A 10397-nucleotide genomic window follows, 5' to 3' on the forward strand; every position below is an offset into this window, starting at 1 on the left:
ATTCGTGCCTGGCATGGGGAGAACCAGCAATCCGGGAAACCGGGCTTCACGCCTCAGGCGCGGGCTGCACCTGTTCGCGCAGGAATGAAACTAGCCGATCGGCCGACGCGCTGAGATTGTCAGGCGATTGCACGCAGATGACGAATTTTCGCTCGGCCCACGGCTCGTCGAGAGCGACCAGCGTCAGACCCAAGGCCGCTGCCAGCGGACCAACGGCGCGGCGTGGAAGGATCCCGATCCCAAGGCCTTGGCCGATCATCTGGCACATGACCTCGAAACTTCGGACCTGCACCCGGATTCTTGGCCCTGGCTGATAGGCGCGCGACTTTTCCGCTAGCAACCGATGCACGGCGGTTCCCGGCTCGAGCGCGATGTGATCATCGTCGAAAAGCTCGCTGAATCGCAGGCGCTCCGCCCCAGCGAGGCGATGGTTTTTCGGAAGCGCCACGGCGAGCGAGTCGCTGGCATAGGCAAAGCTTGACAATCCGCCCATCTCGCTGCCGGCCACAACCACTCCGATATCGGCTTGGCGGCGATGCAGGGCTTCGAGAGTGTCGGCGCTTGGCCGCTCTTCCAGATCGAGCTTGATGCGCGGATATTCGCGTCCGAATTGGGACAGATGAGCGGCAAGACACTCCACCAGGACCGAACTCGAGGCATAGACCCGGATATGGCCACTGGCTCCCGATCGATGATCGTCCAGCGCGGCGTCGAGTTGCCGGCCAAGATGCATGACGTCGCGCGCATAACGCAGCATGAGCAGGCCGGCTGTGGTCGGCTCAACGCCATGCGGTTTGCGAATTAGCAGCGGCAGCCCGGCCTCGCTTTCGAGGAGAGCGACGCGTCGGCTCACCGCCGAGGTGGCGACGTTCATTTGCTCGGCGGCGCGGGTGATGCTGTGCGCCTCGCAGATCCGGATGAAAAGCGCGAGGGAGAAAAGATCGTGACGCCATGTTTCCATCAGCGATGAAGGCTCGCGCGCCGCCATCCTGTCAACGGATCATGGGCCCGGCCGACCGCGAGCGCGAAGGCGGGTCGCAACGCGCCCCGATAGCCCACGCGGTCATCGGCGGCCTGATTTCCTCGACCCTGCTGACGCTCGTCGTGGTGCCAGTGATCCTGACCTATCTCGATCAGCTGGGCCGTTTCGTCTCGCGGTTTACCCCGGATGCGCCGGATGCGCACCACGTCGCAGCCCAAGTCGACAAGCCTGCGGGGCAGCCGGCCGAATAGGACGCAAGTGTCGACAGGAAGATCCCTGGCGACGGCTCGAGCCAAGCAACCATCAAGCAGTGACCACATGAGCAAGATATCTCACGGGCTGGCACGGCGGCATGGACGTCAGTGAGGTCCAACGACTCTTTCATGCGATGGCGACCGATTCAGGGATTTCGTCGGTTGCCCTGGTTTTGCCTTGCCTCGTTCTACATGTCTGGAGGCCGGCGGGGACGCAATGCGACGAGGTTACGATGCGGATCAGGGTTGCCAGCTATAACATCCGCAAGGCGATCGGTCGCGATGCACGACGGGACCCGGAACGTATCCTCGATCTGGTCGCGTCGTTGGACGCTGACATCGTCGCGTTGCAGGAAGCCGATTATCGTTTCAACCAGCGACGGGCGATTTTCGACGCGGCCAAGATTCACGAACGCACCGGCCTTCGGCTCGCCGCGCTTGACCACGATGAGCCAGGCCTCGGCTGGCATGGCAATGTCGTGCTGGTTGGCGACCGCATCGACGTGCGGCAGACACGTTGTCTCGAGCTGCCCGGCCTGGAGCCGAGAGGAGCGGTCCTTGCTGATTTGACCGCCGGAGAGTTTCCCCTGCGGATGATTGCCACACATTTGGGCCTGCTCGCCCGATACCGCTATCGGCAGTCGCGGGCGCTGCTCGCCGCAGTTGAACTGGACGCGAAACGCGCGGCGATTATCGTGGGTGACTTCAATGGGTGGGGGCGCACTCCCAACAGCCTGAGCCTGTTCGAGAAAGAGATGTCGTTGACTCCCACCGGGCCCAGCTATCCGTCCCGGCGGCCCTTGACCCCGCTCGACCGCATCTACCACAATGATCGTCTCGCTCTCACCGATTGCGCCGTCATCGCCGACAGGCTCGCCCGGATCGCTTCCGACCACCTGCCGATCTGGGCGGAGTTCGAGATCAGTGGTGTCCGGAACCCTCTCTCCACAGGTCAGGCAGCGACAGGGGTCGAGATGTCTGCGCTCGGAGGCGATGCGCCTTGACCCAGTGGCTTCTGGCGATCCTCGGCGTCCTGTTCGGACTCGGCGGTCTCGTCCTGCTGGGCGAATGGCGCTATCGTCACATTCGGCGCGACATCCTGAATCGCGAAGGTGCATGCGCCGTCCCTGCACGCCCGTCAGCGCTGCGAGACCTGGTCAAGACGCTCACTCCAGACAACGCGCGCGACACGGGTCACAGCGGACACGACCTTCTCCCGGACGGACCCAAGGCCCTCGCCGCGCGGCTTGCGCTCATGGAAGCTGCGGCCGACACGATCGATCTTCAATACTACACCTGGCACAGCGACCTGGCCGGACATCTGATGGCGCGTCACGTGATCGAAGCCGCCGGGCGCGGCGTTCGCGTGCGCGTCCTGCTCGACGACCTCCATGCAAGCGGCACACGCACCCTGGTCAAGACGCTGGCAGCGCATCCGCAGGTGACAGTGCGCATCTACAACGCCTCACTGACACGTCGCGCCTACTTCCTGCACTGGTTCTTTGCCTTCGCACGTCTCAACAGGCGCATGCATAACAAGGCTCTTGTCGTCGACGACGTCGTCGCGATCACGGGCGGACGCAACATCGGCAATGCGTATTTCGGTTTGGCGGAGACCATGAACTTCCGCGACTGCGACGTGCTGATAGCCGGTCCGTCCGCAGCCGCCATGGGGGCGTCGGTACAACAATACTGGGACAGCGAACTGGCCATGCCGTCCTCTGCATTCGGTGTGGAGGAACGGGCCGGATCGGCCGTGATCGAACGGCACCTGAAGATGCTTGACGAGGCGATCGGCGCCGAACGCCTGGGAAACGCCGGAGAGACGGATCCTGGCGCCGTCGCCCGGGTCGCCGATCTTCCCTCGGTCCGGGCGTTGCTGGCCGATCTCGTCTGGTGCCCGTCAAGCATTGTGGACGACCATCCGGGAATTACCGGCCCCGACCATCGCAAGGTCGCAAGGCGTATCGCCGATCTGACTGCCGCGGCCGAACAAACGCTCGACATCGAATCCGGCTACCTTATTCCGGGTCGAAATGGCGTGCGCCGTTTCGCGGCGCTCGTGGATCGCGGCGTCAAGGTGCGAGTCACGACCAATTCCTTCGCCACCAACGACGTCCTCGCCGCACAGGCAGGCTACGCCAAATACAGACCTGCCTTGCTCGATGCCGGTGTCGCGATCCACGAACTCAAGCTCAACGCACCGGTGCGCCGGGTAGCCTCGCTGCTGCACGGCTCCATCACCGGCAGTCACAGACATGATGACGTCGCAGCCAGTTTGCACTCCAAGGTCATGGTGATTGACGATCGTCTCTCCGTGATCGGTTCGTTCAACCTCGACCCGCGCTCCGCGTTAGACAATAGCGAAGTCGTTCTATTGATACACGGGTCGGGTTTCGCCGAACGCACCGCCGCATTTCTGGAGGACGGACGATCACCGAGCGTTGCCTACCGTGTCACGCGCGAAGGACGGCGGCTCTTCTGGCACGATGGCCGCACAAATCGCAGCCAAGAACCCGGGATCACACGTCCGGCGGCCGTCCTGGCTGCCGTGATACGATACATGCCGATCGAGCGACTGCTGTAACCACGCCCAAGACTCATCTTCAATTGTCATTTTGAGCTTGAACCGATCCGATGATGTTCTCGGCGAACGGCAGTTCCTTGAGGCCTCTGCGCTCTTCGCGCAAGCCCGGGCCGAGGCATTTGAGGCAGCCGTTTAAGACGCATGTCGGAGGGCGCTATGCAGAAAAGCTCGCGTCGGCGTGTGGGTATGAGCTGGAGGCAGAAGCTCCAACGCCCGGAGGTCATCAGTGGTTGAGGATCTTCGACAGGAACTCCTGCGCCCGCTCACTTTCGGGATTGCCGAAGAACTCTTCGGTGGGTCGGTCCTCCACAATCATACCCTCATCCATGAAGACCACCCGATCCGCGACCTTGCGGGCAAAGCCCATTTCGTGCGTGACGACGATCATCGTCATGCCTTCGCGCGCGAGTTCCACCATGACGTCGAGCACTTCGTTGATCATCTCCGGATCGAGCGCCGAGGTCGGCTCGTCGAACAGCATGGCGATCGGGTCCATCGCGAGCGCCCGCGAGATCGCCACCCTCTGCTGACCGCCGGACAGGGCGCCGGGATGTTTGTCGATGTGTTCGGCCAGCCCCACTCTTTCGAGCAGACTTTCCGCCTTGGCCACGGCCTCGGCCCGGCTGCGTCCCAGCACCTTCTCCTGCGCAAGGCAGAGATTTTCCCGTACGGTCATGTGCGGGTACAGCTCGAAATGTTGGAACACCATCCCGATCCGCGCGCGCAGTTGGGTCAGGTTGGTCTTGCGTCCCGTGACCTCGATACCGTCCACTGTGATCGAGCCTTTCTGTACCGGCTCGAGCCCGTTGACGCATTTGATCAGGGTGGACTTACCCAAACCCGAGGGACCGCAGACCACCACCACCTCGCCCCGAGCCACCTGGGTGGTGCAGTCGGCAAGCACTTGGAAGTCACCGTACCACTTGGAGACGTTTTGAAGGTCGATCATGCGGGCTTTGCCTTTTGTAGCCGGCGGACGAAGAGCGAGCCGGCGAGACAGATGGCGAAATAGACCAGGGCAGCGAAAATATACATTTCCGCCAGCCGGCCCTCGGTCCGCGCGATGATCGACGAGACCGTCATGAAATCACGCAAGGAGACGACAAAGACGAGGCTGGTATCCTGGAACAGGATGATGCCTTGCGTCACCAGGATGGGGATCATGTTCCGAAATGCCTGCGGCAGCACGACGTAGCGCTGGATCTGCCAATAGGACAAACCGGTCGCCTGACCGGCCTGGACCTGCCCCTTGCGGATCGACTGGATGCCGGCGCGGATGATCTCGGAATAGTACGCCGCTTCGAACATAACGAAGGCGATCAGCGCCGATTGGAAGCCACCGACCGGACGCCCCAAGGCCAGCGGTACCAGGAAATAGAACCAGAAGATCACGAGGATGAGCGGGACGGACCGGATCAGGTTCACGTAGCCCGCCGCGAAAAGCGCCAGCGGCAGTATGCCGGATAGTCGCATCAGCGCCAGAACCGTTCCCAGGACGATGCCGCCAATGATCGCGAGACCGGTCAGCAGCAGCGAAAGCTGCAGCCCCTGCCAAAGGAACGGCAGGTTGTCCGTGATGACGCTGATGTCGAAATCGCCCATCGCTCACGCCCCCCCCGACATAGCCGGGAATGCGCGTATGCTTCTCGATGGCCTGCGCGGCAACCGTGGCCAGAAGCGCGATGCAGACGTAGATGACCGTCGCGGCGGTGAAGGCTTCAAACCCCTGGAACGTGTACTCGGCAATCTGCTGGCTTTGCGCGGTGAGCTCCAGAAGCCCGATCGTCAGCGCAAGCGACGAATTCTTGAAAATCGTCAGAAATTCCGACGTAAGGGGCGGCACGATCAGCCTGAAGGCGATGGGTAGAAGGACATAACGATAGGTCTGCGCGACGGAAAGACCGTTGGCGTAAGCCGCGCTGGTCAGCCGGTCGCCGACCGACTGGACGCCGGCGCGTACCTGCTCAGCCACGCGGCTCGCGGTATAAAGGCCGAGCGCGACGACCGCCGTCACGTATTCCGGGTTCGGCATATCCCGTTTCATCCAGCGGCCGACATCTTCCGGCACGATCTCGGGCACGACGAAGTACCACAGAAACATCTGCACGAGCAGCGGTATGTTGCGGAAAAGTTCCACGTAGACCGTGCAGATCAGCGCAATCGGGCGGGAGGGCAGCGTCCGCCCGACGCCCACGGTGACGCCCACGACGAGCGCGATGACCCAAGCCGCGAGCGCCACAGCGAATGTCCATTGGACGCCCGAAATGAGCCATTCCAGATAGGGTTCCTCGAACAGGACGCCCCAATTCCAGTTGTAGTTCATATTCGGGTCGTCCCGCAGGTGATAGACACGGTGGCGCCGCTACTGCTGCTTACTCCGGGAGCGCCTGTATCTGGAAGGCCGCCTTCAACAGGTCGGTCTGCTCCACGCCCATCGGCCCGAACCACTTCTCGTAGATGGCATCGATTTCGCCGGACCGGAACAATTCGGCGAGGGCTTTCTTGCCGGCGAGTTCAAAGGCGCTGTCGTTGCGCGGCACCATGATCGCGTATGGATCGAAGGAGAGGAAGTCGCCGACGACAGCGAAATCATCGGGGTTCTTCGCCTTCGAGATGAGCCCGAAAAGCAGGATGTGGTCGGTCGAATAGGCGTCCACCCGGTCGGTTTCCAGCGCCAGCATCCCTTCGGCGTGGTCGCGCACCGGGAGAATCTTGACATCGAGCCCTTTCTTCTCGACTGCGGCCTTGACGGCGCGTTCGTTCGTTGTGCCTTGGGCGAGCGCAATGGCCTTGCCATCCAGATCATCCACCGATTGGATGCCCGAATCCTTGCGCGTCAGAATTTTGGTGCCGGTGATGAACGTAGTCGGCAGATACTCGACCTGCTCCTGACGGGTGAGGTTGTTCGTGGTCGAGCCGCATTCGAGGTCGATGGTGCCGTTGGCCATGAGCGCGATGCGGGTTTTCGGATTAACCGGGACATAGCGGACCTCGACGTCCTTGCCGACGGCCTCCTCGACGGCCTCGACGACCTTCATGCACAGATCGATGGAGTACCCCACCGGCTGCTGGTTCTCGTCCAGATAGGCGAACGGCACAGAGCTCTCCCGGTGCCCGATCACGATCTCGCCCGCCTCGGCGATCTTGGCGAGCTTTCCGGTCAGTTCCTGCGCCGCTGCGGGCAGGGCCGTGCCTGCGGCGAGCACCGCAGCGAGAACGACGGAGGTATATCTCATAGTGAACTTCCTTGCTGTTCAGGATTGAGGATCGTCGAGGTCGAATGTCTCCGGGTAGCCGAACAGGCCGGCACTGCCCCCGGTGTGCAGGAAGACGACGTTGCGCGCGCCATCGAATCGCCCCTTGCCGACGAGGTCGATGAGCCCGTCGAGCCCCTTGCCGGAATAGACCGGATCGAAGAGCAGGCCCTCAAGCCGAGCGAGGAGTTTGACCGCCTCGCGCATCCCGTCCGTGGGTAGACCGTATCCGGGTCCCACATAGTCGCAGTTTGCGCGCACGCGCTCACGCTCGATCACGAAGCCCGCGCCGAGGTGTTCCATGGTCCGGCAGGCAAGGTCGTAGACCATGCCTTCCTGCTTTTCCCGCGGCGCGCGCACGCCGATGCCCAGGAGATCGACGTCCGATTCCAGGGCCGCGAGACCGGCGACCAGTCCCGCCTGCGTGCCCGAACTCCCGGTTGCGTGGACGATCGCATCGATCGCGAATCCGATCTGATCCGCCTGGCGCATCAATTCTTCGGCGGCGGCCACATAACCCAGCGCGCCCACGGGGTTCGATCCGCCGCCGGGAATGACGTAGGGCCTGCGCCCCTCAGCCCTGAGCTCGTCCGCCAGCGCCTCCATTGCCGCCGCCATATCGGCGCCCCCAGGACGCATTGCCACGCTGGCTCCGTGGAGCCGATCAAGCAGGACGTTGCCGTTCATATTGTACTGACGGTCGTTCGAGCCGGTCCGATCCTCAAGCAGGATGTGGCACGCAAGGCCGAGCTTTGCCGCCGCGGCTGCGGTCTGACGCGCATGATTCGACTGCGTGGCCCCCTGCGTGATGACGCAGTCCGCCTGTTTCTCCAGCGCGTCGGCCATGAGGAACTCAAGCTTGCGCGTCTTGTTGCCACCCGTGGAGAGGCCGGTACAGTCGTCTCGCTTCACCCAGATACGGGGCCCTCCTAAATGTTCGCTCAGACGGTCCATCGGCTCCAGCGGCGTCGGCAGATGTCCAAGAGCAAGCCTTGGAAAGGTTTGCAAAGTCCGGGCTAACACATCGCGGCGCCGCCTCATGGTGTCGTGGACCGCGCTCGGTGTCTCGCTCGCCGTCATGGGAAGTCGCCCCTTGGGATTATTGATCTCCGCGAATCGATAGCCGGGAGCGCACAGGATTGATAATGCCGATATTCTTGCCTACTCATACCGGACGTATGGGTGGGGCCGCATGGATCTGAAGCTTCTCGAAGACGCGCTGGCCTTGCTCGAGGAAAAAACCCTCAGTCGTGCCGCAGCGCGGCGGCATGTCACCCAGCCGGCTTTTTCCCGTCGTATCCGGGCATTGGAGGATTGGGCCGGCGTCCCTCTTGTCGAACGCAGGGCAAATAGCATCGTGCTCTGTGCCAGCCTGACGGAAAACGAAGCAGAGATCCGCGCGCTTCTCAAACGATTGTCGCGTCTGCGCGGCCAAATCATCGCACAGGGCGGGCGGCCGCAAACTGTGGTCCTCGCAACCCAACATGCGCTCGCGACGGATGTGTTTGCCTCGCTGCTCGATCGCTTCCAGGACAGCAGTCCCGACCTCGCCTTGCGCCTGCGGACGATGAACCGCGAGGATTGCATCTCGCTTTTCCTGCACGGTGAAGCCGATCTCCTCCTGTGCTACGAAGCGCGGGATTTTCCGCCCCTTCCCTTCGACGCATCGATCGAACGCCGGATTTGGATGCGCGATACGCTGATCCCGGTCGTCGGCGGTTCGCTACGTTATCGGATCGACGGGGATGGTGGCACGGGGAAGGCACTGCCACTCGTCGGCTATCCGCAAAGTAGCCACTTCGGTCGTCTGATAGAACGGACCGGTCTCAACGAACCCTTTGTCCAGGAAGGGGGTTGGGTACGGGTCGAGTCGGCTTTTACGTTGGGCGTTCTCGAGCTCATCCGCAGCGGTGTCGGACTGGGGTGGATTCCGCAATCGATGTGCCGGCGGGATCTGGCCGCCGGAAACCTGGTGAGCCTTGCCGGGCGCCACGGCTCGATCCCCCTCGACATTTCGCTGTTCGCGCCTAACGACAACCAGCCCGCCCTCGACCTTGTCGACGACATCTAGAATAACCCCGCGGCGGCTCTTGATCAGAGACGCCAACGTGGCGCGGTCGTGGCCCTCTTCAAACCCCTGTCGATACACGCTTTTCCCACCTGATCCCGGCCAATCCCGGATAATCCCGCCAATGTGTATGTGATCTTGCGCGTTACATCTGGACCAGGTTTCTGTACCAGGGTCTACGGCTACCGATGGCGATGGCGATGGCGATGGCTGAAATACTCTATCCGCGTCAATGATTTATGCGGATTGTGGCGGAGAGGGGGGACTCTGCGACCAGAAGATTGAAACGCCTACATAGCGGGGGTTTCCGCTAAGCGCCAATTCGACCTGTGTACCACCGGTGTGGCCCACAGATCCAGCTGCAAGAACTTATAGAAGCAAAGTTTCTGATCCCAGTTGGGATCGCTACTGCGAAATCCACCCGCACTCAGGCTTGAAGTCCGATCCCCTCGAGAGTTCATCCGCCTCATACCAGCTCTCGGATTTTATGACTCGTAGGGGATTCTCGGCGCGGAACTGATGTGATTCATTGGGGCGAACAGGAGGATGTCCGCCATGGCCACGCCGGTTCCGCTTCGCTCTGACTTCGATACGAACACACTTCGTCAGGCTGCTCGGCGTTCTCGGGACGCATCTCAGACCCGCCGGCTTTTGGCACTGGCGACGATCTACGAGGGCGGCACGCGCAGCGATGCGGCCAAGGTCGGAGACGTGACGCGCCAGATCGTGCGGGACTGGGTCGTGCGTTTCAACGCCGAGGGCCTGGACGGTCTCCTGGACCGCAAGTCGCCCGGCGCACCCTCGCGGCTAGGGCCGGACGAGCGGCAGGCTCTGGCGGGCAAGCTTGAGGCGGGCCCGATCCCGGCCGTCGACGGGGTGGTGCGCNACCCTCGCGGCTAGGGCCGGACGAGCGGCAGGCTCTGGCGGGCAAGCTTGAGGCGGGCCCGATCCCGGCCGTCGACGGGGTGGTGCGCTGGCGGCTCGTAGATCTGGCGCAATGGGTGTTCGAGGAGTTCCGCATCCCCATAAGCGTGCAAACGCTGTGCCGCGAACTGCGGGCCATGGGCTACCGCAAACTCTCTGCCCGCCCACCCGAACGCGCCGGAAGGGCTGGCCAACGCCTTGCAACAGATCATGGGCGAATTGGAGGTGCACATGAAGAAGGAAGAATTGATCCTGTTTCCAGCCATGCGTCGACAGGCCACGGGACAATTGGATGCGCCGATCACCGAGATGCGCCACGATCACGATG

General features: G+C 62.5%; 11 protein-coding genes and 3 pseudogenes. 7 read left to right on the plus strand and 7 right to left on the minus strand.

Annotation, left to right across the window (positions count from 1 at the left end; translation table 11 throughout):
* Positions 1-46 precede the first annotated feature (46 nt).
* Positions 47-961, minus strand: a complete 915-nt coding sequence (locus VQ044_RS11310) for a LysR family transcriptional regulator (RefSeq protein ID WP_327624650.1) — start codon at positions 959-961, stop codon at positions 47-49.
* A gap of 65 nt (positions 962-1026) precedes the next feature.
* Here VQ044_RS11310 and VQ044_RS11315 point away from each other — a divergent pair.
* A pseudogene (locus tag VQ044_RS11315) lies at positions 1027-1233 on the plus strand (hypothetical protein); the annotation flags it as partial.
* 236 nt (positions 1234-1469) lie between these two features.
* On the plus strand, positions 1470-2240 hold the full coding sequence (locus tag VQ044_RS11320; RefSeq protein ID WP_327647278.1) for an endonuclease/exonuclease/phosphatase family protein: 771 nt from the start codon (positions 1470-1472) through the stop codon (positions 2238-2240).
* A gap of 134 nt (positions 2241-2374) precedes the next feature.
* Here VQ044_RS11320 and VQ044_RS11325 read toward each other — a convergent pair whose 3' ends face one another.
* Positions 2375-2629 (minus strand): hypothetical protein, encoded by a 255-nt coding sequence (locus VQ044_RS11325; protein ID WP_327647291.1) that lies wholly within the window; start codon positions 2627-2629, stop codon positions 2375-2377.
* Between VQ044_RS11325 and VQ044_RS11330 the strand changes: the two genes are divergently transcribed.
* On the plus strand, positions 2546-3823 hold the full coding sequence (locus VQ044_RS11330) for a phospholipase D family protein (RefSeq protein ID WP_327647288.1): 1278 nt from the start codon (positions 2546-2548) through the stop codon (positions 3821-3823). The genes VQ044_RS11325 and VQ044_RS11330 overlap by 84 nt on opposite strands.
* 223 nt (positions 3824-4046) lie before the next feature.
* Here VQ044_RS11330 and VQ044_RS11335 read toward each other — a convergent pair whose 3' ends face one another.
* From VQ044_RS11335 to VQ044_RS11355, 5 genes and pseudogenes are all read right to left on the minus strand, one after another.
* The gene (locus VQ044_RS11335) at positions 4047-4772 is read right to left on the minus strand and encodes an amino acid ABC transporter ATP-binding protein (RefSeq protein WP_327647279.1); all 726 of its coding nucleotides are present in this window, start codon (positions 4770-4772) and stop codon (positions 4047-4049) included.
* Positions 4769-5425, minus strand: coding sequence for an amino acid ABC transporter permease (locus VQ044_RS11340; RefSeq protein WP_327624646.1), 657 nt, complete (start codon positions 5423-5425; stop codon positions 4769-4771). The genes VQ044_RS11335 and VQ044_RS11340 overlap by 4 nt, the downstream gene beginning before the upstream one ends.
* Before the next feature lie 22 nt (positions 5426-5447).
* Positions 5448-6146: pseudogene (locus tag VQ044_RS11345) on the minus strand (amino acid ABC transporter permease); the annotation flags it as partial.
* 49 nt (positions 6147-6195) lie between these two features.
* Positions 6196-7059 carry an amino acid ABC transporter substrate-binding protein gene (locus VQ044_RS11350; protein ID WP_327647280.1) on the minus strand — a complete coding sequence of 288 codons (864 nt, stop codon included), beginning with the start codon at positions 7057-7059 and terminating at the stop codon, positions 6196-6198.
* 18 nt (positions 7060-7077) lie between these two features.
* Positions 7078-8118, minus strand: a complete 1041-nt coding sequence (locus VQ044_RS11355; protein WP_327647290.1) for a D-cysteine desulfhydrase — start codon at positions 8116-8118, stop codon at positions 7078-7080.
* Positions 8119-8269: 151 nt separating this feature from the next.
* On the opposite strand from VQ044_RS11355, the gene VQ044_RS11360 reads away from it, so the two are divergent.
* The 4 genes and pseudogenes from VQ044_RS11360 to VQ044_RS25650 all read left to right on the plus strand — a co-directional run.
* A complete protein-coding gene (locus VQ044_RS11360; protein ID WP_327647281.1) occupies positions 8270-9148 on the plus strand; it encodes a LysR family transcriptional regulator in 879 nt (292 codons plus the stop codon).
* 552 nt (positions 9149-9700) lie between these two features.
* Positions 9701-10045 (plus strand): helix-turn-helix domain-containing protein, encoded by a 345-nt coding sequence (locus VQ044_RS11365; protein WP_331827670.1) that lies wholly within the window; start codon positions 9701-9703, stop codon positions 10043-10045.
* A 68-nt stretch (positions 10046-10113) separates the two neighbouring features.
* Positions 10114-10224: pseudogene (locus tag VQ044_RS25645) on the plus strand (winged helix-turn-helix domain-containing protein); the annotation flags it as partial.
* Between the two features lies 1 nt (position 10225).
* A partial coding sequence (locus VQ044_RS25650) for a hemerythrin domain-containing protein (protein WP_442880617.1) occupies positions 10226-10397 on the plus strand: 172 nt, incomplete at its 3' end.

It is taken from the genome of Aurantimonas sp. C2-5-R2, assembly GCF_036549495.1.
GTDB lineage: Bacteria > Pseudomonadota > Alphaproteobacteria > Rhizobiales > Rhizobiaceae > Aurantimonas > Aurantimonas coralicida_A.

Excerpts from the sequence above, each read along its gene's own strand:
- VQ044_RS11340 (WP_327624646.1), bottom strand. The coding sequence starts at position 5,425 with ATGGGCGATTTCGACATCAGCGTCATCACGGACAACCTGCCGTTCCTT.
- VQ044_RS11310 (WP_327624650.1), bottom strand. The coding sequence starts at position 961 with ATGGAAACATGGCGTCACGATCTTTTCTCCCTCGCGCTTTTCATCCGG.
- VQ044_RS11335 (WP_327647279.1), bottom strand. The coding sequence starts at position 4,772 with ATGATCGACCTTCAAAACGTCTCCAAGTGGTACGGTGACTTCCAAGTG.
- VQ044_RS11360 (WP_327647281.1), top strand. The coding sequence starts at position 8,270 with ATGGATCTGAAGCTTCTCGAAGACGCGCTGGCCTTGCTCGAGGAAAAA.
- VQ044_RS11350 (WP_327647280.1), bottom strand. The coding sequence starts at position 7,059 with ATGAGATATACCTCCGTCGTTCTCGCTGCGGTGCTCGCCGCAGGCACG.
- VQ044_RS11325 (WP_327647291.1), bottom strand. The coding sequence starts at position 2,629 with ATGGAGGTCGTCGAGCAGGACGCGCACGCGAACGCCGCGCCCGGCGGC.
- VQ044_RS11355 (WP_327647290.1), bottom strand. The coding sequence starts at position 8,118 with ATGAGGCGGCGCCGCGATGTGTTAGCCCGGACTTTGCAAACCTTTCCA.
- VQ044_RS11320 (WP_327647278.1), top strand. The coding sequence starts at position 1,470 with ATGCGGATCAGGGTTGCCAGCTATAACATCCGCAAGGCGATCGGTCGC.